This is a genomic window from uncultured Serinicoccus sp. (assembly GCF_947487915.1).
Classification (GTDB): domain Bacteria; phylum Actinomycetota; class Actinomycetes; order Actinomycetales; family Dermatophilaceae; genus Ornithinicoccus.
Map to the genome: position 1 here is coordinate 79,065 of NZ_CANKYH010000010.1, position 23,566 is coordinate 102,630.

Annotated in this window: 20 protein-coding genes; 10 read left to right on the plus strand and 10 right to left on the minus strand. The window is 74.5% G+C overall.

All coding sequences use genetic code 11. The annotated features are described in order from the left end of the window. Window positions 1-156 precede the first annotated feature (156 nt). Complete coding sequence (metH, locus tag Q0795_RS14405) at window positions 157-3,873, minus strand: methionine synthase (RefSeq protein ID WP_298890738.1); 3,717 nt, start codon at window positions 3,871-3,873, stop codon at window positions 157-159. Window positions 3,874-4,051: 178 nt separating this feature from the next. Here metH and treY point away from each other — a divergent pair, with 178 nt between their 5' ends. Genes treY through Q0795_RS14420 form a run of 3 tightly spaced genes read left to right on the plus strand, consistent with a single transcriptional unit; the run spans window position 4,052 to window position 9,065 of the window. Continuing rightward, window positions 4,052-6,565: a malto-oligosyltrehalose synthase gene (gene treY / locus Q0795_RS14410; protein WP_298890740.1), complete on the plus strand. Its 2,514-nt coding sequence runs from the start codon at window positions 4,052-4,054 to the stop codon at window positions 6,563-6,565. Beyond that, complete coding sequence (gene treZ / locus Q0795_RS14415; RefSeq protein WP_298890742.1) at window positions 6,562-8,439, plus strand: malto-oligosyltrehalose trehalohydrolase; 1,878 nt, start codon at window positions 6,562-6,564, stop codon at window positions 8,437-8,439. Before treY ends, treZ begins: the two co-directional genes overlap by 4 nt. Beyond that, entirely contained in the window at window positions 8,436-9,065 is a 630-nt protein-coding gene (locus Q0795_RS14420) for a hypothetical protein (protein WP_298890744.1), read from the plus strand. Before treZ ends, Q0795_RS14420 begins: the two co-directional genes overlap by 4 nt. A gap of 382 nt (window positions 9,066-9,447) precedes the next feature. Here Q0795_RS14420 and Q0795_RS14425 read toward each other — a convergent pair whose 3' ends face one another. From Q0795_RS14425 to Q0795_RS14435, 3 genes are read right to left on the minus strand one after another with little or no spacing between them, the layout of a single operon-like run. Further along, window positions 9,448-10,398 carry an NUDIX domain-containing protein gene (locus Q0795_RS14425; protein WP_298890746.1) on the minus strand — a complete coding sequence of 317 codons (951 nt, stop codon included), beginning with the start codon at window positions 10,396-10,398 and terminating at the stop codon, window positions 9,448-9,450. Continuing rightward, window positions 10,395-11,366 (minus strand): mycothiol synthase, encoded by a 972-nt coding sequence (mshD, locus tag Q0795_RS14430; RefSeq protein WP_298890748.1) that lies wholly within the window; start codon window positions 11,364-11,366, stop codon window positions 10,395-10,397. The genes Q0795_RS14425 and mshD overlap by 4 nt, the downstream gene beginning before the upstream one ends. A gap of 22 nt (window positions 11,367-11,388) precedes the next feature. Beyond that, window positions 11,389-12,117, minus strand: coding sequence for a response regulator transcription factor (locus tag Q0795_RS14435; protein ID WP_298890750.1), 729 nt, complete (start codon window positions 12,115-12,117; stop codon window positions 11,389-11,391). Window positions 12,118-12,182: 65 nt separating this feature from the next. Between Q0795_RS14435 and Q0795_RS14440 the strand changes: the two genes are divergently transcribed. Next, window positions 12,183-12,986, plus strand: a complete 804-nt coding sequence (locus Q0795_RS14440) for a hypothetical protein (RefSeq protein WP_298890752.1) — start codon at window positions 12,183-12,185, stop codon at window positions 12,984-12,986. 7 nt (window positions 12,987-12,993) lie between these two features. Here the strand turns inward: Q0795_RS14440 and Q0795_RS14445 are convergent, their stop codons facing one another. Next, window positions 12,994-13,488, minus strand: coding sequence for an FABP family protein (locus Q0795_RS14445; protein WP_298890754.1), 495 nt, complete (start codon window positions 13,486-13,488; stop codon window positions 12,994-12,996). Between the two features lie 16 nt (window positions 13,489-13,504). Further along, window positions 13,505-14,737 carry an LCP family protein gene (locus tag Q0795_RS14450; RefSeq protein WP_298890756.1) on the minus strand — a complete coding sequence of 411 codons (1,233 nt, stop codon included), beginning with the start codon at window positions 14,735-14,737 and terminating at the stop codon, window positions 13,505-13,507. A gap of 96 nt (window positions 14,738-14,833) precedes the next feature. Here Q0795_RS14450 and Q0795_RS14455 point away from each other — a divergent pair, with 96 nt between their 5' ends. The 3 genes from Q0795_RS14455 to dtd all read left to right on the plus strand — a co-directional run bounded on the left by Q0795_RS14455 (window position 14,834) and on the right by dtd (window position 17,403). Further along, the gene (locus Q0795_RS14455) at window positions 14,834-15,850 is read left to right on the plus strand and encodes a folate-binding protein (RefSeq protein WP_298890758.1); all 1,017 of its coding nucleotides are present in this window, start codon (window positions 14,834-14,836) and stop codon (window positions 15,848-15,850) included. 64 nt (window positions 15,851-15,914) lie between these two features. Beyond that, window positions 15,915-16,928 (plus strand): asparaginase, encoded by a 1,014-nt coding sequence (locus Q0795_RS14460; protein ID WP_298890760.1) that lies wholly within the window; start codon window positions 15,915-15,917, stop codon window positions 16,926-16,928. A 49-nt stretch (window positions 16,929-16,977) separates the two neighbouring features. Next, window positions 16,978-17,403: a D-aminoacyl-tRNA deacylase gene (gene dtd / locus Q0795_RS14465; protein ID WP_298890762.1), complete on the plus strand. Its 426-nt coding sequence runs from the start codon at window positions 16,978-16,980 to the stop codon at window positions 17,401-17,403. A gap of 28 nt (window positions 17,404-17,431) precedes the next feature. On the opposite strand, the gene Q0795_RS14470 is transcribed toward dtd, so the two are convergent. Next, window positions 17,432-17,761, minus strand: coding sequence for a DUF2516 family protein (locus Q0795_RS14470; protein ID WP_298890764.1), 330 nt, complete (start codon window positions 17,759-17,761; stop codon window positions 17,432-17,434). Between the two features lie 69 nt (window positions 17,762-17,830). Then, complete coding sequence (locus Q0795_RS14475; protein WP_298890766.1) at window positions 17,831-18,682, minus strand: class I SAM-dependent methyltransferase; 852 nt, start codon at window positions 18,680-18,682, stop codon at window positions 17,831-17,833. 47 nt (window positions 18,683-18,729) lie between these two features. Here Q0795_RS14475 and mshA point away from each other — a divergent pair, with 47 nt between their 5' ends. From mshA to Q0795_RS14490, 3 genes are read left to right on the plus strand one after another with little or no spacing between them, the layout of a single operon-like run. Then, complete coding sequence (gene mshA / locus Q0795_RS14480; RefSeq protein WP_298890768.1) at window positions 18,730-20,025, plus strand: D-inositol-3-phosphate glycosyltransferase; 1,296 nt, start codon at window positions 18,730-18,732, stop codon at window positions 20,023-20,025. Continuing rightward, window positions 20,018-20,536, plus strand: coding sequence for a YbjN domain-containing protein (locus Q0795_RS14485; RefSeq protein ID WP_298890769.1), 519 nt, complete (start codon window positions 20,018-20,020; stop codon window positions 20,534-20,536). The genes mshA and Q0795_RS14485 overlap by 8 nt, the downstream gene beginning before the upstream one ends. A 17-nt stretch (window positions 20,537-20,553) precedes the next feature. Further along, complete coding sequence (locus Q0795_RS14490; RefSeq protein WP_298890770.1) at window positions 20,554-21,309, plus strand: phosphoglyceromutase; 756 nt, start codon at window positions 20,554-20,556, stop codon at window positions 21,307-21,309. A 183-nt stretch (window positions 21,310-21,492) separates the two neighbouring features. Here Q0795_RS14490 and Q0795_RS14495 read toward each other — a convergent pair whose 3' ends face one another. Continuing rightward, window positions 21,493-22,176 (minus strand): response regulator transcription factor, encoded by a 684-nt coding sequence (locus Q0795_RS14495; RefSeq protein WP_298890771.1) that lies wholly within the window; start codon window positions 22,174-22,176, stop codon window positions 21,493-21,495. Further along, window positions 22,173-23,435: an ATP-binding protein gene (locus Q0795_RS14500; RefSeq protein ID WP_298890773.1), complete on the minus strand. Its 1,263-nt coding sequence runs from the start codon at window positions 23,433-23,435 to the stop codon at window positions 22,173-22,175. Before Q0795_RS14500 ends, Q0795_RS14495 begins: the two co-directional genes overlap by 4 nt. Window positions 23,436-23,566 lie beyond the last annotated feature (131 nt).

Sequence of the window (23,566 nt, forward strand, 5' to 3'; positions counted from 1 at the left end):
CCAAGAAAGTAGCAACGTCAGATCCTCCACCGCAGGTCCAGAGGGGGTTCAGCGCCGCTTCGTGACAGGAACGTTACGTAGACAACGGTCAGGTCACGATGCGCGCGGAGCGGGAATGAGGTACAAGGCGCCGCCGTGAACAGCCTGTCCGACCGCTCAGTGGAGCAGCGGTCCCAGCCAGCGCTCCGCGGTGACGACGTCCCAGCCCTTGCGCCGTGCGTAGTCCTCGACCTGGTCGCTGCCGATCCGCCCGACGGAGAAGTAGCGCGACTCCGGGTGGCCCACGATGAGCCCGGAGACCGCGCTGTTCGGGCTCATCGCCCCGTGCTCGGTCAGCGTCATCCCGGCCTGCTCTTGCGCGTCCAGCAGCGACCACAGGGTGAACTTCTCGGTGTGGTCCGGCTGGGCGGGGTAGCCCGGTGCGGGGCGGATGCCGTCGTAGCGCTCCTTGATGAGGTCGTGCGGCGCGAGGTCCTCGTCGGGTGCGTAGCCCCACAGCTCGGTGCGCACCTCCCGGTGCACCCACTCGGCGAACGCCTCGGCGAGCCGGTCGGCCAGGACCTGCACCATGATCGCGCCGTAGTCGTCGTGCTCCTGCTCGCGCAGCCGCGCCGCGAGCGTGTCCGCCCCGTGGATCGACACCGCGAACGCCCCCACGTGGTCGCCCACGGGCGCCACGAAGTCGGCGAGCGCGGCATACCCGCCCTGGCGCCGCTCCTTCTGCTGCCGGAGGGTATGCAGCACCACCGTCGAGCTCCCCGCCGCGCCTGGTCCTGTGTCGAGCACGATGTCGTCGCCGTCGGCGGACCGCCGGGCGGGCCACAGACCGACGACGCCCCGGGGGGTGAACAGGCCCTCGTCGAGGACCCGGTCCAGCCAGCGCTGCCCGTCCTCCCAGGTCGCCCGGGCCTGCGCGCCGACCTTGGGGTCCTCGAGGATGCGGGGGTAGGACCCGCGCAGCTCCCAGGCGGTGAAGAACGGCGTCCAGTCCACGATCTCCACCAGCTCGGCCAGCGTCGGCTCGACCACCCGGGTGCCGAGCAGCCGAGGGGCCACCGGCACCGGGTCGGCCACCGCCCGGGTGCTGGCCCGGGCCTCCTCCAGCGGCACCAGCCGCACGTCCTTGGCGCCGTGCCGCTCGCGCAGCTCGGCGTAGGACCCGGCCACCCGGTCGCGCAGCTTCTCCTCGTGGTGGATGGCGTCCGCGACGACCCCCACCGCCCGGGAGGCGTCGACGACGTGCACGACCGTCCCCTCGTAGGCCGGGTCGATCTTCACCGCGGTGTGGGCGGGGGAGGTCGTGGCCCCCCCGATGAGCAACGGGGTGGTGAGGCCGCGGCGCTGCATCTCGGTGGCCAGCGAGACCATCTCGTCCAGGCTGGGCGTGATGAGCCCGGAGACCCCGATGACCTCGGCGCCGAGCTCGTCGGCGGTGGCCAGGATCTTCTCCGCGGGGACCATGACCCCGAGGTCGGTGACCTCGTAGCCGTTGCACCCCAGCACCACGCCGACGATGTTCTTGCCGATGTCGTGCACGTCGCCCTTGACCGTGGCCATGACGACCCGGCCCTTGCTGTGCCCACCGGTCTCCGCGGCCGCCGCCTCGAGGTAGGGGGTGAGGTGGGCCACCGCCTTCTTCATCACCCGGGCCGACTTCACCACCTGCGGGAGGAACATCTTGCCGGCGCCGAAGAGGTCGCCGACGACGTCCATCCCGGCCATGAGCGGGCCCTCGATGACCGCGAGCGCGCTGCCGAGCTCTTGGTAGGCCTCCTCGGCGTCCTCCACGGCATACGTGTCGACGCCCTGCACGAGCGCGTGCCGCAGTCGCTCGGCGACCGGCGCGTCGCGCCACGCCAGCTTGGCCGCGGCGGCGGCCGAGCGCTCACCCGGCGCGGCCCCCTCGCTCTCGGCCTTGATCCGCTCGGCCAGCTCGATGAGCCGCTCGGTGGCGTCCTCGCGGCGGGCGAGGACGACATCCTCCACCACGTCCCGCAGCTCGGGGTCGAGGTCGGCGTAGACCCCCAGCATCCCGGCGTTGACGATGCCCATGTCGAGCCCGGCCCCGATGGCGTGGAAGAGGAAGACCGAGTGCATGGCCTCGCGGACGACGTTGTTGCCCCGGAAGGAGAACGACACGTTGGAGACGCCCCCGGAGACCAGGGCGCCGGGCAGGTTCTCCTTGATCCACCGGGTCGCCTCGATGAAGTCCAGGGCGTAGCGGTCGTGCTCGCTCATGCCGGTGGCGACGGTGAGGATGTTGGGGTCGAAGATGACGTCGTGCGCCGGGAAGGGGTCGGCCAGCGCCGCGCTGGGTGTCGTCAGCAGGTCGTAGGCGCGGCGGCAGACCTCGATGCGGCGCTGGTAGGTGTCGGCCTGACCGGTCTCGTCGAAGGCCATGACGACGACGGCCGCGCCGTAGCGCCGCACCACGGCCGCCCGGCGCAGGAACTCGGCCTCGCCGTCCTTGAGCGAGAGGCTGTTGACGACGCCCTTGCCCTGGATGCACCGCAGCCCGGCCTCCAGCACCTCCCAGCGCGAGGAGTCGATCATCACCGGCACCCGGGCGACGTCCGGCTCCCCGGCCAGCAGGTTGAGGAAGTGGGTCATCGTCTCCGGCCCGTCGAGCATGCCCTCGTCGACGTTGACGTCGACGATCTGGGCGCCGGCCTCGACCTGCTGCCGGGCGATGGCGACGGCGGCGTCCCAGTCGCCCTCCCGGACGGCCCTCGCGAACTTCGGGCTGCCGGTGAGGTTGGTCCGCTCGCCGACGTTGACGAAGTTCACGTCCGGGGTGAGGGTGAACGCCTCCAGCCCGGAGGTCCGCAGGTATGCCGTGGGCTCGGGCGCGCGGCGCGGCTCGACCCCGTCGACCGCCTCGGCGATGGCCCGGATGTGCTCGGGCGTGGTGCCGCAGCAGCCGCCGACGATGTTGACCAGGCCCTCCCGGGCCATGTCGCCGAGGACCTCGGCCATCTCCTGCGGGGTGTCGTCGTAGCCCCCGAAGGCGTTCGGCAGCCCGGCGTTGGGGTGCACCGAGGTCAGGGCCACGCTCGCGCCCCCGAGCTCGCGCAGGTGCGGGCGCATCTCCTCCGCGCCGAGAGCGCAGTTGAGGCCGACCGAGGCCAGGTCGACGTGCTCGGTGGAGACCGCGAAGGCCTCCGGGGTCTGGCCGGACAGGGTGCGCCCGGAGGCGTCGGTGATGGTGCCGGACAGCATGACCGGGACCCGGGCGTGACCCACCGACTCCCGGGCGTCGAGCACGTCACCCACCGCGTGCAGGGCCGCCTTGGCGTTGAGGGTGTCGAAGACCGTCTCGACCATGAGCACGTCCGCGCCGCCCTCGAGCAACCCGTCGACCTGCTCGGCGTAGGCCTCGCGCAGCTGGTCGTACGTGATCGCCCGGAACTCGGGGCGTTCCACGTCGGGGGACAGGGAGGCGGTCCGGTTGGTCGGGCCGAGCGTCCCGACCACCCACCGGGGCTGGCCGGTCTCGGCCTCCACCTCGTCGGCGACCGCGCGGGCGACCCGGGCGGAGGCGACGTTCATCGCGTGCGCGAGGTGGCCCGCGTCGTAGTCGGCCTGCGCGATGGTGGTCGAGGTGAAGGTGTTGGTCGTCAGCAGGTCGGCACCCGCCTCGAGGTAGGACCGGTGCACCTGGGCGAGGACGTCGGGCCGGGTCAGCGCCAGCAGGTCGAAGTTGCCCCGGAGGGTGACCTCGCGCAGCGGCTCCCACGCGGGGTCCTGCGCCGGCCCGTGGAAGTCCTCCTCCTCCAGGCCCTGCTGCTGCAGCAGCGTGCCGTAGCCACCGTCCAGCACGAGGATGCGCTCGCGCGCGAGGGCGCGCAGGTCGGGGCGGGGGAGGGCAGACACCCTGAAGATTCTACGGTCGGGCCCTCCGGCTCACCCATTCCCGGCGTACGGACCCCCGCTCGCCGACGGCGACCACCCGGCGCCGCAGGACGTGCGGGCCGACCGACGACGCACCGCATACCGTGCGGTGCCCGCACGAGCGGTCACCCGCGCGGCCGGGTGAGACACTGAGGACGTCATGACAGCTTCCACGTCGCGTCCCCTGACCGCCACCTACCGCCTCCAGCTGCACGCCGGCTTCACCTGCGCCGACGCCCGGCAGGTGCTGCCCTACCTGCACGCGCTGGGGGTCAGCCACGTCTACCTCTCCCCGGTGCTCACGGCCGTCCCGGGCTCCGAGCACGGGTATGACGTGCTGGACCACACCGAGGTCAACCCCGAGATCGGTGGTCGGCCCGGTCTCGAGGCGCTCGCCGACGCCGCGCACGACCTGGGCCTGGGGGTGGTCGTGGACGTCGTCCCCAACCACATGGCGCTGGTCGCCCCGCTGTGGCGCAACCTTCCGGTCTGGGAGGTGCTGCGCGACGGGCCGACCGCCGCGCGGGCCGCCTGGTTCGACGTCGACTGGGACCACCTCGGTGGCCGGTTCGGCCTTCCCGTCCTCGGCGAGGACCTCGACGCGGTGCTCGCCCGCGGCGAGATCACCCTGGACACCGGTCGTGACGACGAGGGCCCGGCCGCCGGCCAGCCGGTCGCCCGCTACTTCGAGCACGTGCTGCCGCTCGCGCCGGGCACCGAGCAGCTGGCGCACGAGCACCCCGAGGGCCCGGGCTCCGCAGCCGCGGTGCGCTCCGTGCTGGACGCCCAGCGCTGGCTGCTCTCGTCCTGGCTCGACGCCGCCGACGTGCTGAACTACCGCCGCTTCTTCGAGGTCGACGGGCTCATCGGCGTCCGGGTCGAGCAGCCCGACGTCTTCGCCGACACCCACGAGCTGCTCCTCGACCTGCACCGCCGCGGCGTCGTCGACGGCTTCCGCATCGACCACCCGGACGGGCTGGCCGACCCCACGTCATACCTGCGGATGCTCAACGACGCCGTCCAGGAGGGCACGCCGATCTGGGTCGAGAAGATCCTCGAGGGGGACGAGCGGCTGCCGGAGGTGTGGGCCTGCGCGGGCACGACCGGCTACGACGCCAACGCGGCGCTGTCCGCCGCCCTCGTCGACCCCACGACCACCGACGTCGTCAGCGCCACGTGGGCGCAGACCGGGGGTGAGCCCGACCTGCACGTGGAGGTCGAGCGCTGCAAGCGGCTCGCTGCCACCGAGCTGCTGCGCCCCGAGGTCGCCCGGCTCATGCGGCGGGCGGTGCAGGCACTGCCGCGGCACGACGAGGACCGGCTGCGCGACGCGCTGGTCGAGCTGCTGGTCTCGGTGCACGTCTACCGCGCCTACGTCCGGCCCGGGGCCGCCCCGACCGAGGCCGACGAGGCGCTGGTCCAGCCCCTGCTGGACGGTCAGGAGCGCGCCCGCGCGGCCCGGCCCGAGCTAAGCGCGGAGATCGACGCGCTCACCGACGTCCTCGCCGACCCGCAGGGGTGCGCCACCGACCCCGCGGCCGCGGCCGACCTGTGCGTGCGCTTCCAGCAGACCACCGGCCCGGTCATGGCCAAGGGCATCGAGGACACCGCGTTCTACCGCTGGCACCGCCTCGTCGCGCTCAACGAGGTGGGCGCCGACCCGGCCGTCGGTCTCGACCCCGCGCACGGCGTGGCCACCCTGCACGCCTGGGCCCGCCACCAGGCCGGGCACTGGCCCGCCGGCATGACCACCCTGTCCACCCACGACACCAAGCGCAGCGAGGACGTCCGCGCCCGGATCCTGGCCGTCTCCGGCGACGGCGAGTCGTGGCAGGCCGTCTCCCGGCTCGCGCTCGAGGCCGCGGCCCGCCACGGGGTGGACGGGGAGACCGCACACCTGATCTGGCAGACCCTGGTGGGGGCCGGCCGGGTCGACACCGAGCGGCTGGACGCCTACCTCACCAAGGCGGTGCGCGAGGCCAAGGTGCGCTCGACGTGGACCGAGCCGGACGAGGACTACGAGGGCCGGGTGCTCGCGCTCGCCCACGAGATGCTCGGCGAGGGGGAGGGCGAGGGCAAGGGCGAGGTCTCCGAGGCGATCGCGGCCGCCGTCCGCGACAACGCGCCGACGATCCGCACCCTGACGCTGGCGCAGAAGATCCTGCAGCTCACCCTCCCCGGGATCCCGGACACCTACCAGGGCTCCGGCGTGGTGGACCTGTCCCTCGTCGACCCCGACAACCGACGGCCGGTCGACTACGACGAGCGCATCGACCGGCTGCAGCGCCTGGACGCCACGGGGTGGACGGGCGACCTGTCCGACGAGGTGCTCTGGGTGACCTCGCGGGTGCTGCGCCTGCGGTCCTGGCTCCCGCAGGCCTACGGCCCCGGGGCCGACTACGCCCCCGTCGACGCGGGCGAGCACGTGCTCGGCTTCCTGCGTGGCGGGGTGGCGGCGACCCTCACCATCCGGGCGCCCCGCGCGCTGGGTGCGGCCGGCGGTCTCGGGGGACAGCGCATACCCCTGCCGCCAGACCTCTGGGTCGACGCGCTCACCGGCGCGGAGCACCCGGTCGGCGAGGACGCGGACGGCCCGCTCGCGGCCGACGTCTTCGCCCAGGGCCCGGTCGCGCTGCTGGTGCGGGCCGCCGACCTGCGGGAGGGTGGCCGATGAGCGCGGAGCAGGTGCGCCTGTGGGCGCCCGACGCCGAGCAGGTCGAGCTGGTGCTCGGTGCCGACGGGGGCACGCGGGTGCCCATGGCGGCGTCCGGGTCGAGTGGTGGTGCCGGCACCGCGTCGGGAGACGGCTGGTGGTCGGTCACCGCCGACGTCGCCGCGCACGGTGGGCGCTACGCCTTCGCCGTCGACGACGGCGACCCGGTGCCCGACCCCCGCTCCCGGCACCAGCCGGACGGGGTCCACGCCGCCAGCGCGCTCGTCGACACCGGCGCCTTCCCCTGGACCGACCAGGGCTGGGGCGGGGTGCCCATGGAGCGCGCGGCCGTCTACGAGCTGCACGTGGGGACCTTCACCGAGGCGGGCACCTTCGACGCCGCCGCCGAGCGGCTCGGCCACCTCGTCGAGCTGGGGGTGAGCGTCGTGGAGCTCATGCCCGTGGCCGCCTTCCCCGGTCGGCACGGGTGGGGCTACGACGGCGTCGCGCTGTATGCCGTGCACGACGCCTACGGCGGGCCGCAGGGGCTGGCCCGTTTCGTCGACGCCGCCCACGCCGCCGGGCTCGCCGTGTGGCTGGACGTCGTCTACAACCACCTGGGCCCCAGCGGCAACTACCTGCGGCAGACCGGGCCCTACTTCACCGACCGGCACCACACCCCCTGGGGCGAGGCGGTCAACCTCGACGGGCCGGGCAGCGACGGGGTCAGGGCCTACCTGCTGGACAACGCCCGGATGTGGCTGGAGGACTACCACCTCGACGGGCTCCGGCTCGACGCCGTGCACGCGCTGCACGACGAGCGGGCCGTGCACCTCCTGGAGGAGCTCGCCGAGCTGGCCGACGCCCTCACCGCGCGCACCGGGGTGCCGCGCTCGCTGGTCGCCGAGTCCGACCGCAACGACCCCGCGACCGTCTCGCGACGCGGGCCGGGTGGTGCCGGAGGTCTCGGGCTGCACGGGCAGTGGGCCGACGACGTGCACCACGCGCTGCACGTCCTCCTCTCGGGGGAGTCCCAGGGCTACTACGGCGACTTCGCCGACCCGGGGGCCGTCCCCCAGGTGCTGGGTCGCACGCCCTTCTTCCACGACGGCACCCTCTCGACCTTCCGGGGGCGGGTGCACGGGCGCCCGGTCGACCTCGAGGTCACCGAACCCTGGCGCTTCGTCGCCTCGCTGCAGACCCACGACCAGGTCGGCAACCGGGCGGTCGGGGACCGGCTGCACCACGGCATACCGGCCGGTCGGCACGCGGTCGGGGCGGCACTGCTGCTCACCGCGCCCTGGACGCCGATGCTCTTCATGGGCGAGGAGTGGGGCGCCTCGACGCCGTGGCAGTACTTCACCGACCACGAGGAGGAGTGGCTCGCGCAGTCGATCCGGGAGGGCCGGCAGGCGGAGTTCGCCGAGCACGGCTGGGCCGGGGAGGTGCCCGACCCGCAGGACACCGGGACGGTGGCGGCCTCGACCCTGCGCTGGTCCGAGGTGGGTGAGGGGGAGCACGCCGAGGTGCTGGCGTTCTACCGCGCCCTGCTGCACTGGCGGCGGGACACCGCGCCGCAGGTGCGCGGGACCGTCGGCGAGGTGGCCCGGCAGCCGGACGGCACCGGTGGGGAGGTCCTCACGGTCGTGCGTCCCGGGGTCGCGGTCGTGGCCCGGCTGGGCGGTGAGGGCGAGATCCCCGTGCCGCTGCCGGCCGGTGACGACGGCGCACCGGTGAGGGCCGACCTCGTCGCGGCCTTCCCGGCCGAGGTCGGCGAACGGCTGCGGGGGGTCGTGGGCGGCCCGGACGGTGGTCGGGGCGGCACGCAGGACGACGAGGAGGCTGCCGGAGAGCTCCGGCTCGGCCCGGACAGCGTGGTGGTGGTGCGGCGATGAGCGAGGACGCGCCGCGTCGCCGGTTCCACCGGCCCACGCTGCGGCCGCCGGACCGGCTCGAGGACGCCTCCGAGCAGGTCGACCCGCTCGAGGTCGCCGAGGCGGCCCACCGCAGCGCCGAGCTGGTGGTCGGCCGGGGCCGCGCCGAGTCGGCCCGGGACAGCGAGCTGACCTCCCGACTGGTGGGGCTGGTCGGTGAGGTGGGGCTGGCCACGGTCGCCCAGCTGTGGTCGGACCGGCCGGCCCGCAGCCTGCCCGGGGCCCTGTGGCGGATCTACCTGCTGCACGAGTGGGTGCTGCGCCAGCCCGAGGAGGTCGGGCGCCGGTTCGTCGCCGGGTCCGGGCACACGGAGGTCTACCACGCGATCGCCGGGGTCGCCGAGCCCCCCGACCCGGACGCGCTGCGCCGCCTCACCGAGCAGATCCTCGGGGGCGTCTTCACCGGCGACCTCGCGATCGCCCTCGAGCGCGCCAGCGCCTTCTGCCACGTCATGGCGGTGGGGCTCGCCGACCCGGGGGACGACGGCATACCGTCCGAGCAGGTGACCCGGGCCGCGCGCCTGCGCGACACCGCCGACGACCTCGCCGCCTGCGCCGGCCTCTGGCGCCTGGGCGACCTGCACTGACCGCGAGGATTCCGCGCGCAGTCCCCGGCCCGCAAGGGCGCGACTGCACCGGGTATGTCGTGGAATCGCCCCGGGCGGCGACCTATCCGCTGCAGTCGCGCACCACCGGACGCGGGATCGGGCACGAGACGTCGTGACGAACCCGAGGGGCGTCCTCCGCACCTCCCGGTGCAGGTTTGGGGGAACCTCGGGCAGAGGCGTACCGTGGTCTGCGCGTGCCGGGCCGCGGCAGCCCCGGGCTCCAACACACGCCGCTTCGAGCGGCCACGCGCCGAGAGGCGCTCCCGGCCCGGCACGCACACCCTCTCCCGTCGGTATGCCGGCAGCTCGGCGCCCCGGCACGGCGCCACTGCCACTGCCACGACCGCGGGTCGCCGGCAGCTCAGCGGGGCCGGTACCTCGTCGCCGAGAGGACCTGGGCCGCCGCCCCGGAGCCGGTCATCGTGCAGGCCAGGACCTCGCCCTTGTCCATCGTCACCTCCGTGAGGCGCCGCAGCACCCGCACCCCCGACCGCTCCATGCCCGGGGCGGTCCGCTCGAGCAACGCGCCCACGAGGTCGGGCAGCAGCGGCCCGTGGGTGCACAGCGCGGTCGAGACGCCCGCCTCGAGCACCCGCCCGAGGTGCTTCCGGAGCTTGCGGGGGTCGCTCTCGAAGCCCTCCTCGGAGAGCCCTTTCCTCGTCGTGACGCTCAGCCCGGCCGACCGCGCGAACGGCGCGAGGGTGTCGGAGCAGCGCACCGAGGTGCTGCTGAGCAGCTGCTCCGGCCCGTATGCCGCCAGCAGGTCCGCGAGCCGGTGCGCCGAGCGGCGCCGCCCGGGTCCGGTGAGGGGCCGGAGCGGGTCCGGGCCGGACCAGTCGCCGCGGGCGATCGCCAGGGCGTGGCGCACCACGAGGAAGGTCCACGTCGGGAGCCGCTCGGCACCGTACAGGTCCACCACGGCCGCCAGCTGCTCACGGTCCCGGTCATAGCTCAGCCGGCGACCGGCCAGCGTCGGCGAGAGCCAGCACACCTCGTCGACCTCGTGCTCCAGCGCCCCCTGGCCGCCGACGACCTCTCCGGCCCAGTAGTGCACGACCTTGTCGGAGCCGCTGGCCAACCGGTAGCGCGAGACCGGCAACGGAGCCCCCAGCCGCACCCGCAGCCCGGTCTCCTCCCACGTCTCGCGCACGGCCGCGACCGGGTAGTCCTCGCCGCGCTCCAGCTTGCCCTTGGGCCAGGACCAGTCGTCGTAGCGCGGCCGGTGCACGAGGGCGACCTGCAGCGCCCCCTGGCGGACACGCACCGGCAGCACCCCGCCGGCGCGCACCACCGGCGGACCGGCGCTGCTCATGCCTCCGGGTCCCCCGCGGCATACATGACGTCGACCGCGGAGCGCTCGAAGCCGAGGCGCTGGTAGGTCGCGATCGCCGGCGCGTTGTCCCCGTCGACGTAGAGCGTGGCCTCCTGCACGCCGCAGGCGCGCAGGTGCTGCAGACCGAGCAGCGTCACCGCGGTCCCGAGTCCGCGGCCCTGGTAGTCGGGGTCGACCCCGACGACGTAGACCTCACCCGTCTCCGGGTGGTCGGTCTCGACCTTGGTCCAGTGGAAGGCCGCCATCCGCGCACGCCCGTCGGGGTCGACCTCCGTGGTGTCCTCGACGACGAGGAAGCCCGAGGGGTCGAACCACGGCTCGTGCTGGCGGTCCTGCAGGTCCGCCAGGCTCGTGCGGCCCTGCTCGGCGTGGTCGGCGAAGGCCCGCGCGTTGACCGCCAGCCAGGCCTCGTCGTCGGCGCCGACGCGGTAGGCCCGCACGGCGAAGCCCTCGGGCAGCTCCACCTGGTCGGGCAGGTCGGCCCACTCGCCGGCCAGCGGCCGGGCCATCTGCCAGAGCTCGCGGACGACCCGCAGCCCGCGCGAGGCGTAGAGGGTGCGCGCGTCCTGCAGGTCCCCGTGGCTCCACAGCCGCACCTGCGGCCAGCGCCGCAGCACGTGGTCGAGGAGGGCCCCGCCCACCCCGCGGCGCCGCTGCTCGGGATCGACGACGAGCTCGGCGGACGGTGCCTGCGGGTCGCTGGTGTCGACGTGGCCGTAGCCGATGACCGGCCCCTGCGCGCCGTCCCGCACCACGAGGTGCACCCCGGTCTCGTGGCTGGCGCTGCTCTCCGGCAGCCGGCGGGCCTGCAGCACGGTCTGCTCGGACAGCGGTCTGACGCCGTCGTGGCCCGCGGCCCGCACGGCCAGGGCCAGCACGTCGCCGGACACGCGGCCGGGCAGTGCGGGGAGCTCGTCGATGTCGGGCTGGGGGCGATCTCCAGGCATGGGGGTCAGTCTGGCACGCAGATCAGCGCTCGGTGCTGCGTGCCCCGGTGAAGCGGTAGCCGACGCCGCGGATGGTCCCGATGAGCGACTCCCGCTCCGGCCCGAGCTTGGCGCGCAGGCGGCGGATGTGGACGTCGACGGTCCGCGTGCCGCCGTAGTAGTCGCCGCCCCAGACCTGCTGGAGCAGGATGTCGCGGGTGACGACCCGCCCCGGGTGCTGGACGAGGTAGCGCAGCAGCTCGAACTCCTTGAACGTCAGGTCCAGCGCCCGGCCCCCGGCCCGCACCGTCCAGCTGGCCTCGTCCACGACGACGTCGGCGACCCGGATGGTCTCCGGCTCCTCCACGCCCCCGGCCCCGTCGACCGGGCCGGGCGCCGGGACCGCCGCCCGCGGGCCGCGCCCCAGGGCCAGCCGCAGCCGCGCGGACAGCTCGGCCGGGCTCGCGGTGGCGGTGACCAGGTCGTCCATCGGCCACTGGTCGTCGAGGACCGCGAGCGCGCCCTCGCCGACGACGGCCAGCACCGGCACCCCCAGACCGAGGGCGGACAGGGAGCGCAGCACCCCGCGCGCCTGCACCAGGTCGGCGGTCGCGTCCACGAGCACGAGGTCCGGGTCGCCCCGGCTCACGAGGGTGCCCACGTCCATGCCGAGGACCGAGACCCGGTGCGGCAGCAGGGCCAGGCCGGGCAGCACGAGCGCCGCCGAGGTGTCCTCGGCGGGGCGCGGGGTGAGCAGGACCAGGTCGGCCACGGACCCAGGATAAGGAGTCGGCCCGCCTGCGGCCTCCACCAGGACGGGTGCGGCAAGATGGAGGTATGCCGCACCCCACCTCCAGCGCGCGGGTCGCCGATGCCCCCACGCCAGGACTGGTGGGGGCGCTGGCGGTGGTGGCGTGCGCCGTGGCCGGGCTGCTGGCCGTGTCGGCGGTCGCCGCGCCCTGGCTGCTCGCGGTGACCCTCGGGGCGTGCGCCGTGGTGGTCGCCTGGGGCTGGTCGGGCACCCTGGGCCTGCCCTCGCCGCGCGGCACCGCCGCGGTGCTCCTCATCGGGGGCCTCGCGCTGGTGGTCTCGGTGGGCGTCCGTCAGGAGGAGCCCTGGCTGGAGTGGGTCCCGGCGGCCCTGGCGCTGGCGATGATCACCGCCTTCCTGCACCAGATCCTGCGCCGGGACGGCCGGCCCCGGGTGGTGCAGTCGGTCAGCGCGGTGGTGCTCGGGCTGGCCCTGGTGGGCTGCGGCATCCTCATGGTCCCGGCGAGCCACACCGCCGGGGGCATCGGGCTGCTCCTCGGCGCCCTGGCCGCGTCGGCCGCGTCGTCCGTGACGGACCTGGCCGTCCGCTGGCGGGCGGTGGGCGGGTGGCTGCTGGCGCTGGCCATGGCCGGGGGGGCTGCCGCCTCGCTCGGCGTCGCGCTCTCGCTCGGGGCGCCGTGGGAGACCTGGGTGCTGCTCGGCGTGGCGGCCGGGGCGGTGAGCCACGCCCTGCGGGCCGTGCTGGTCGGGTTGCCGACGCTGGCGCACTCGCGGCCCCGCCTGGTGACGGGCACCCTGTCGGTGCTCGTCGTGGGCGTCACGCCCTACCTCGTCGGCCTCGCGTTCCTGCCCTCTTCCTTCCCCGGCTGAGGCGTCCTCAGACCCGCCGGAGCTCGGCCGACATGTAGGACTGCATCTCGTGCCCGTGCGCGGCCATGTCCATGACCCACATGAGGTTGCTGTTGACGTAGCCGTAGAGCCGCTGGGCCGCGGCATACTCCGGAGAGCTGGGGCTGCGCACGATGCTGTCGGTGGCGACCTCGACCTTGGCCTGGCCGCTCTTGCCGTAGTACATCTCGACGACGCCGGTCGGGTGGGCGAGGAGCAGCTCGACGTCGCCGTCCGGCTGCGGGCGCCAGTAGCCGCTCTCGACGGCGAAGATCTCCTCCTTCTCGCCCTGCTCGTCGAGCAGCCAGGTGCGGGAGGTCCAGTGCAGGAACGGGCGACCGTCGTGGGTCACCTCGACCTCCTGACCGAAGTTGCGGGACGTCATCGTCGGGTAGCCGACGACGCCCGCGCCGGCCCAGGTGCCGAGCAGCCAGGCGAGGGGGGCGTTGTCCGGGTGCATGGTCGGGTCGAGTTCGATGGGCACCCGCCCATGGTAGGGACTATCCGCCGAAACCGGTGCGCGGGGACACCGGGTCGGTGTAGTCCTCCATGGTGTCGTTCTTCAGGTGCTCGGACAGGACCTGCATCTGCTCGTCGGCCATGACGACGATGGATCCGGCGACCGGGTGGTCGGCGATGCCGCTCCACGGTGCGGTCTCGAAGAAGATGTCGTCGCCGCGCACGCCGCGCATGGCGAATCCCAGGTCGCGCATGTCGCTCACCTGCAGGTCGGCGTCGACGGTGAGGTTGGTCGTCGCCGCGTCGACGAAGCGGGAGAGCCGCGCCGGGTTGGTCAGCGTCTCCCGGGAGAGCGCCTCGGTCATGATCGCCTGGATGAAGGCCTGCTGGCGCTGCCCGCGGGAGATGTCGCCCTGGGACAGGGCATACCGCTCCCGCACGAACTCCAGCCCGGTCGCGCCGTCCATGTGCATGACGCCCTCGGGGAAGCCGGGGGAGGCCTCGGCGACGTTGACGTCGACCCCGCCGATGGCATCGGTCATCGCGCGGAAGCTCTCGAAGTTGACGATGACGACGTGGTCGATCGGCACGTCGATGAGCGGCTGCAGGGTCTGGACGAGCAGCGGGGCCCCGCCGTAGGAGTAGGACGCGTTGATCTTCGAGGAGCCACCGGTGCCGGCGATCGGCACGAAGAGGTCGCGCGGGAAGTGGATGAGGTCGACCCGGTCGCGCTCGTCGTTGATGTGCATAAGCACGATGACGTCCGAGCGGCCGCGCTCCACGGACAGGTCGCGGCTGTCCGAGCCGATGATGAGGAAGTTCATCGCCTCCCCGGCCTCGGCCGGCCGCTCCGGGCTGGTGGCGACGAACTCGCTCTCCGGCACCTCGATCTGCTCGCCGTCGTCACCGACGAGCGGGGCGGTGCCGTCGTCCTGCTCGAGCTGCTCCTCGCCGGTCTCGCCGTCCGGTTCGACGGTCCCGTCCAGGTCGACCGACCCGTCGTCCTCGGCGGCGGCCTCGTCGTCACCGGGCTGGGTGGAGCCGAAGCGGTCCGGGGAGATGGTCACGACCGAGTTGTCGTCGGCGTTGAGGTCCTCCCGCTCGATGTTGCCCTCGACGGTCCGCTGGAGGAAGAACGCGTAACCGCCCAGGGCGAGCACCCCCACGAGCGCCAGCAGGCCCACCCCGACGACGAGGGCGCGCACCGGGTGGCGCGGTCCGCGGTCGCGGGTGGGCGGGTCCTCGCGGTGGCGGGAGGCGTCGTGAGCCGGCATGGGGCGGATTGTATGCCTGCCGCCTGCATGTTCTCCGTGACGACGGGCGCGTACCGTGGTGCTGGTGACCGGCCCGGACGGCAGGAGGAGGAGACGATGAGCGTGCTGCTGGAGCGGCCCGGTGCCGTGGACGGCACCGGGGTCGACGCGGGCGTCGCGGCGCACTACGGCAACCCGCACCGCGAGCAACGGCTCCTCGCGGAGGGGCTGGCGGTCGTCGACCTCTCCCACCGCGGCGTGGTCACGGTCACCGGCGCGGACCGGCTGAGCTGGCTGCACTCGCTGACCACCCAGCAGCTGGTCGACCTGCCCGCCCGACGCTCGGCCGAGACGCTCGTGCTCTCGCCCAAGGGGCATGTCGAGCACGCGCTGCACGTCGTCGACGACGGCACGACCACCTGGATCACCACCGAGCCGGGCGCGGCCGCAGCGGTGGCCGAGTGGCTGGACTCGATGCGGTTCATGCTGCGGGTCGAGGTCGCCGACGTCAGCGAGGCCTATGCCGTGCTCGGCGAGCCGGTCGCCCGCGAGTCGGTGCCGGGCGAGCCGGTCGCCTGGGTGGACCCCTGGCCGGGGCCGGTCGGCGACACGTTCTGCTACGGCCCCGAGGGGGAGGAGCACCCGGGCCACGGCCGCGCCTGGCGCGAGCTCCTCGTGCCCCGCGCCGAGCTCGCGGCGGCGGTGGGTGACCGGCCGCTCGCCGGCACCTGGGCGGCGGAGGCGCTGCGGGTGGCCGCCTGGCGGCCCCGGGCCGGCGTGGACACCGACCACCGCACCATCCCGCACGAGCTGGACTGGCTGCGCACCGCCGTCCACCTGCACAAGGGCTGCTACCGGGGCCAGGAGACGGTCGCCCGGGTCAAGAACCTCGGACGCCCGCCCCGGAGGGTCGTGTTCCTGCACCTCGACGGCTCGGGGCACGTCATCCCCGAGGCGGGGACCGAGCTGACCCCGCTGGAGGGGGGCCGCGCGGTCGGCCGGCTCACCACGGTGGCGCGGCACGCCGAGGACGGCCCGATCGCGCTGGCGCTGGTCAAGCGCAACCTCGATCCCGGTATGACGCTGCTCGCCGACGGCGCCGCCGCCGCCCAGACGGTGGTCGTCGCCGGCTGAGCGAGGGCCTACCCGGGCGTCCCGGGGTGCCGGGGCCTCGGGTGCGGCTGGCAGGATCGGGCGCATGGCACCCGATCTCCCGCAGGCCTCCGACTCACCGCTGGCGTCCGCGCCGGTCGTCGCCGAGGTGGTGCGCAACGGCTTCGTCGAGTCGGTGCACCACGGCGTGGTCGCGCTGACCGCCCCGGACGGCTCACCGGAGCTGGCGCTCGGGCCGGTCGAGGCACCCATCCTGCCGCGGTCCTCGCTCAAGCCCCTGCAGGCGGTCGCCATGCTGCGGGCGGGCGCCGCGCTGGACGGCGAGCTGCTCGCGCTCGCCTGCGCCAGCCACTCGGGCGAGAGGCGCCACCTCGACGGCGCGCGACGCATCCTCGCCTCGGTGGGGCTGGACGAGTCCGCGCTGCGCAACACCCCCGACCTGCCGTTCGACGAGGACGAGCGCCGGCGCTGGGTGCGGGAGGGGAACCCCGCGACCTCGCTGGCCCAGAACTGCTCGGGCAAGCACAGCGGCATGCTGGCGGCCTGCGTGGCGGCGGGCTGGGACACCGGCGCCTACCTCGACCCCGAGCACCCGCTGCAGCGGCTCGTCGTCGAGGTGGTGGAGGAGCTCACCGGCGAGCCGGTCGCGGTCTCGACCGTGGACGGGTGCGGGGCCCCCGCGCTCGGCGTGTCCTCCACCGGGCTGGCCCGCGCCTTCGGGCGGATCGCCGCGGCGGACCCCTCGACCGAGGAGGGGCGGGTCGCCGAGGCGATCCGACGCCACCCCGAGTTCCTCGGCGGCACCGGTCGCGACGTGAGCGAGCTCATCGGGGCGGTGCCCGGCCTCATCGCCAAGGACGGCGCGGAGTCGGTCTACGCGGTGGGCCTCGCGGACGGCCGTGGCCTGTCCGTCAAGATCACCGACGGCGGGGAGCGGGCGCGGGTGGTCGTCGCGACCGCTGCCCTCCGCCGGGCGGGGGCGCACGAGCTCGGCCCCGACGCGGCGGACGTGATGGACGCCCTCGACGCGCGGGCGGTGGTGCGCGGGCACGGCGAGCGGGTCGGCGCGGTGCGCGCCGTCCTGCCCGAGGTGGGCTGATGCTGTCGCGGGCCGTGCCGCACGGGGCCGGCCGGCCGGGGGCGGGCTAGTGCGGGCGGTGCTGCAGCGGGCCACCCGGGCGGCGGTGCGCGTCGAGGGCGAGGTGGTGGGGCAGATCACCCGGCCGGGTCTCGTGGCGCTGGTCGCCGCCACCCACGACGACGGCCCGGCCGACGTCGAGGCGATGGCCCGCAAGATCGCCGAGCTGCGGATCCTGCGCGAGGAGCGGTCGGTGCTCGAGACCGGGGCGCCGGTGCTGGTGGTCAGCCAGTTCACGCTCTACGGCAGCACCCGCAAGGGCCGACGCCCCTCCTGGGGCGACGCGGCGCCGGGGCCGGTGGCCGAGCCCCTGGTGGAGGCGGTCGTCGCGGCGCTGCAGGAGCGTGGCGTCGAGGTCGCCACCGGGCGCTTCGGCGCCATGATGGAGGTCGAGCTCGTCAACGACGGCCCGTTCACGCTCCTCGTCGACACCTGACCCCGCACCAGGGTGAGGCGCGTGGGGGTCACCAGGGGCCGTAGGGGCCCATGTGGCTGGACGACCCGCCGTGCCCCTGCACCGCCTTGACGGCCGGGCGGACGTCCGCGAGGTAGACCGCGGCCGCGACCACGGCGATGACGTTGAAGATCGAGAAGGGGCTGAACATGAAGATGAAGCCGATCAGCGCCGCGCCACCGGTGAGGAGCAGCCAGAACTGCTTGGTGCGCTTGCCCGCGGCGGCGAACGCGTCGGACCGGGTGCGGGCGCAGTCGATCAGGGCCCACAGCATCATCCCGAAGACCGCGACGCCCACGACGACCTGCAGCAGGTTCTGTGCCTCGTAGATGGCTGGCATGACTCCAGGGTAGAGGCACAGGCTGGGACTGGCCTGTCGGTGGGCTGTGCGGGCTCGTCCGGTGCGGTCCTACCGCGCGTCCGGTGCAGAGGTCGGGGCGACGGCGGACCAGGCGACGGTGAGCTCGCCGAGGCGCCAGCGGGCGACACCGCCACGCACCGGCCAGCCGTCCTCGCGCAGGGTGCGGGCGGTGGCCACGAACCGCTGGCGGGCGCCGTAGCTCGCCATCGGCGCCGACCTCGCCCACGCGGACTCCAGCGCCGTCAGGAAGGAGTGCACCGGCTCGCCCGGCACGTTGCGGTGGATGAGGGCCTTGGGCAGCCGCTCGGCGACGACCGAGGGCGACCCGAGGCCGGCGAGCCTCAGGGAGAGCGTCAGGGACACCGGCTCCGGCCCACCGTCCGGACCACGGCGCACGTCGACCCAGCTCGCCAGCCTGCCGAGCTCGTCGCAGGTGCCCTCCACGAGCGCCCCGCCCGGGGCCAGCCGCTGCGTCACCTGGGCCCACGCCGGCGCGACCTCGGCCTCGGCGTACTGGCGCAGCACGTTGAGCGCCCGCACCACCATCGGTCGCGCCTCTGCGCCGAGCGCCGTGGGCAGCGGCACCTCGAAGCCCCCGAGCGCGAAGTCCACCCCCGGCGGGTCCGCCAGCAGGCGACCCCGCTCGACCCGTTCCGGGTCGATCTCCACCCCGACCAGCCGGACGTCCGGACGCACCTGGCGCAGCCGGGCGGCCAGCTCCAGCACCGTGACGGGCGAGGCGCCGAAGCCCAGGTCGACGACGACGGGCGGCTCCGGTGCCGCGCGCAGGAGGCCCCCCAGGGCATACCCCATCCACCGGTCGATCTTGCGCAGCCGGTTGGGGTTGGTGGTGCCGCGGGTCACGGTGCCGACGGGTCGGCGGGCGGGGCGGGCGGGCACCGACCCAGACTAGGTCGCCCCTCGGCACCGCGTGCCACACTGCTCGCGTGACGACGACCGCCGCCGACCTGCCGGTCCGCCGGGTCGCGATGGTCTCGCTGCACACCTCGCCGCTGCAGCGCCCGGGCACCGGAGACGCGGGCGGCCTCAACGTCTACGTCGTCGAGACCGCCACCCGGCTCGCCCGCCGCGGCGTCGAGGTCGACATCTTCACCCGCGCCGGCCCCGGCGGGGACGGGAGCGTGGAGCTCGAGCCGGGCCTGGACGTGACCGTGCACCACGTCCCGGCCGGGCCCCGCGAGGGGGTGCCCAAGGACGAGCTCCCGGGGCACCTGTGCGCCTTCGCCGACGACCTGTCGCGGCACGTGGCCGGCCTGGCCGAGGGGCACTACGACGTGATCCACGCCCACTACTGGCTCTCCGGCCAGGCCGGCGGCCTCACGGCCCGGCGCTTCGACGTGCCGCTGGTGCAGACCATGCACACCATGGCGCGGGTCAAGAACGCCGCGCTCGCGGCCGGCGACGCCCCCGAGCCGCAGGCGCGGGTCGCGGGCGAGCAGGAGCTCGTCGACCGGGCGGACGCCTTGGTCGCCAACACCCCGGCCGAGGCCCGCGACCTCGTGGAGCTCTACTCCGCCGACCCCGCGCGCGTGCACGTCGTCCCGCCCGGGGTCGCCCTGGAGACCTTCCGGCCCGGGGACCGTGCCGCCGACCGCCGCGCCCTCGGGCTGGCGCCGCAGGACCGGGTGCTGCTCTTCGTCGGCCGCATCCAGCCGCTGAAGGCCCCCGACGTGCTGGTGCGCGCGGCCGGCGAGCTGGTCCGGCGCGACCCGGCGCTGCGCGACCGGCTGGTCGTCTCGGTGCTGGGCGGGCTCTCCGGCTCCGGCACGGCCAGCCCGGGGGCACTGCAGCGGCTGGCCGTCGCCGAGGGCGTCGAGGGGTTGGTGCACATCGCCCCACCGGTGACCCGCGAGGAGCTGGCGCGCCGGATGCGGGCCGCCGACCTCGTGGTCGTCCCCTCCCACAACGAGTCCTTCGGGCTGGTCGCCATCGAGGCCCTGGCCTGCGGCACGCCGGTCCTGGCCGCGCGCGTCGGCGGCCTGCCGCTCGCGGTGGGGGAGGCCGGCGTCCTGGTCGACGGGCACGACCCGGGCACCTGGGCGGACGCCCTGCAGCACGCGCTGCGGCGCCTCGAGGACGCGCAGGAGCGGGCGGCGTGGTCGGCGCAGGGGGTGGCGCACGCGCAGGGCTACTCGTGGGAGCGCACGGTCGACGCCCTCATGTCGGCCTATGCTGCCGCGAAGGACACCCACGCACGTCGGCGAGGAGGACCCCATGGATGAGTCCGCGCAGACCCGGCTCCGCGAGCAGCTCGACGCCCTCGGTGTCGCCTGGGAGGTCGGCACCCGTCCGGGGGAGACCGCGGTCGCCCTGCCGGGGGAGCGCAAGCTGCGGACCGTCCTGTCCCTCGTCGTGGGGGAGCGCGCGCTGGAGCTGCGCGCCTTCGTCATCCGCAAGCCGGACGAGAACCACGAGGCGTTCTACCGCTACCTCCTGCGGCGCGCGTTGCGACTGCCCGGCGTGGGGTATGCCGTGGACGCCAGCGGCGACGTCTATCTCACCGGCCGCGTCCCGCTGGCCGGGCTGGAGGACGAGTCGGTGCTCGACGAGCTGCTCGGCGCCGTCCTCGCGGCCTGCGACGAGCCCTTCAACGAGCTGCTGCGGCTGGGCTTCTGGACCTCGATCCGGCGCGAGTGGGCCTGGCGGGTCGACCGCGGCGAGTCCACCGCCAACCTCGAGGCCTTCCGGGCCGAGCTGGAGTCCTCGACCGAGGGGCAGGCCGGTCGGCCCTGATCGGTAGGGTGGGCGGCATGAGCGAGGCCGCATACACCCTGATCCTGCTGCGCCACGGCGAGAGCCGGTGGAACGAGAAGAACCTCTTCACCGGGTGGGTCGACGTCGACCTGACGCCGACCGGCCACGAGGAGGCGCGTCGGGCCGGCGAGCTGCTGCGCGAGGAGGACCTGCTGCCGGACGTCCTGCACACCTCCCTGCTGCGCCGCGCGATCACCACCGCCAACACCACGCTGGACGTCGCCGACCGCCACTGGATCCCGGTGCACCGGCACTGGCGGCTGAACGAGCGTCACTACGGGGCGCTGCAGGGCCTGGACAAGGCGCAGACGCGGGAGAAGTACGGCGAGGAGCAGTTCATGGCCTGGCGGCGCGGCTTCGACACCCCGCCGCCGCCCATCGAGGACGACGCCGAGTACTCCCAGGCCGGGGACCCCCGCTACGCCGACCTCGGCGAGGACCTGCCCCGCACCGAGTGCCTCAAGGACGTCGTCGCGCGGATGCTGCCCTACTGGGACGACGCGATCGTCCCCGACCTGCGCAGCGGCCGGACGGTGCTGGTCGCCGCCCACGGCAACAGCCTGCGGGCCCTGGTCAAGCACCTCGACGGCATCAGCGACGAGGACATCGCCGGGCTCAACATCCCCACCGGCATCCCGCTGCTCTACGAGCTGGACGCCGACCTCGCCCCGACCACCCCGGGCGGGCGCTACCTCGACCCGGCGGCCGCCGCCGACGCGATCCAGGCCGTCGCCAACCAGGGCAAGAAGTAGACCTCCGGGGGGCTGCGCCCCCCGGACTCCCCCCCAAAAAGCCTCACCTCCGGGGGGCTGCGCCCCCCGGACACCCCCCCAAGAAAGCCTCACCTCCGGGGGGCTGCGGCCCCCCGGACTCCCCCCACCGGCGCCCCCACCGGTGCCCCACGCCCGACCGGTCCCCGCCGGCGTGCGGTCGGCTCAGGTGGTCTCGAACTTGTAGCCCAGCCCCCGGACGGTGACGATGTGCTGCGGGTGCGACGGGTCGGGCTCGATCTTGGCCCGGAGCCGCTTGACGTGCACGTCCAGGGTCTTGGTGTCCCCGACGTAGTCGCTGCCCCAGACCCGGTCGATGAGCTGGCCCCGGGTCAGCACCCGCCCGGCGTTGCGCAGCAGCATCTCGAGCAGCTCGAACTCCTTGAGCGGCAGCGACACGGACTTCCCGTCCACCGACACCGTGTGCCGCTCCACGTCCATGCGGACCGGGCCGGACTCGACGGTGGAGGGCATGAGCTCCTCGGGCTCGGTCTGCCGGCGCAGCACCGCCTTGATCCGGGCGAGCAGCTCGCGGCCGGAGTAGGGCTTGGTGACGTAGTCGTCGGCGCCCAGCTCCAGGCCGACCACCTTGTCGACCTCCGAGTCCTTGGCGGTGAGCATGATGACCGGCACGCTGGAGCGCTGGCGCAGGGCCCGGCAGACGTCAACGCCGGACATGCCCGGCAGCATGAGGTCCAGGAGGACGAGGTCGGCGCCGTTGCGCTCGAACTCCGACAGCCCGTCGGTCCCCGTCTCGGTGACGGTGACGTCATACCCCTCCTTCTCGAGCAGGTAGGCCAGCGGGTCGGAGAAGGACTCCTCGTCCTCCACCACCAGGATCCGGGTCATCGGGTCACCTTTCCTCGGTCGGGTCGGTCCGCCTTCGGGGCGGGTGGCGGGGCGTCGCCGTGGGCGGGGTCGAACACCTGGACGGGACGCCCCTGCTGGTAGGGCGCGGGGGTGCCGACGGCGCGCGTCTCACCGACGGCGGCGGGGAAGCGTAGGGTGAAGGTCGAGCCCTGACCCTCCTCGCTCCAGACCGAGACGCTGCCGCCGTGCCCGGCGCTGATGTGCTTGACGATCGACAGCCCCAGGCCGGTGCCGCCGGTGCGGCGGGAACGGGCCGGGTCGACGCGGTAGAAGCGCTCGAAGATGCGCTCCTGGTCCTGGGCGGAGATGCCGCGGCCCTGGTCCGACACAGACACCTCGACCAGGTCGTCGACCCGACGGGTGACCACCCCGACGCGGGTCTTGTCGTCGGAGTAGGCGATCGCGTTGGTGACGAGGTTGCGGATGGCGGTCGTGACGAGGTCGTGGTCGCCGTAGATGCGCAGGTTCTCGGGCCGGCCCGCGGGGGCCGCCACCACGGTGCGCGCCCCGGCGACGACCCTGGCCTGGTCCACCGCCTCCTCGGCGCAGGCCGCGACGTCGACGACCACCATGTCGGCCAGCAGGTCCCCGGCCTGCAGCCGGGACAGGTCGACGATCTCGGCCACCAGCCGAGTGAGCCGCTCGGTCTCGACCTTCATCCGGCCGGCGAAGCGGCTGACGGCGTCCGGGTCGTCCGCTGCCCCGGCGATCGCCTCGGCGAGCAGGGCCAGCCCCCCGACCGGCGTCTTGAGCTCGTGGCTGACGTTGACCACGAAGTCGCGGCGCACCTCCTCCACCCGCCGGGCCTGCGTACGGTCGTCGACGAGGATGAGCGCCAGGCCGTCGCCGAACGGCGCCACCCGCACGGCGAGCAGCACCCTGCCCGAGGACAGCGGGCCACGGACGTACTCCAGCTCGTCCTCGGTGACCTGACCGTGCGTGAGCACCTCGGCCACGAGCTCGCGCAGGCGGGTGTTGACGAGGTCGTTCCCCCGGACCAGCCCGAAGGCCAGGGCGGCCCCCGTGGCGACGTGCACCTGCGCCGAACGGTCGGCGACGATGGCGCCCGAGCGCAGCACCGACAGCACCTGCGTGGCGCCCTCGGGGACGACTCCGACGGGCCGGGTGCCCTCGGGGTCGTCGGCGGGGCGCCCGGTGGATCGCACGAGCGACCACACCAGCGCTGCCAGCAGCAGCCCCAGGAGGAGCCCCAGGAGCCCGGCGGTAAGGGGGTTCACGATGACCAGCCTAGGGTCTGCGGGTGACCACCCCGTGCACGTCGGGTGCCTGGGGGGTGCCCTGTCCGGCGAGAGTTCATCCGGGGGTCGTGCGGCGTTCACGTGGGTCTGCCACGGTTCCACGCTGGTGG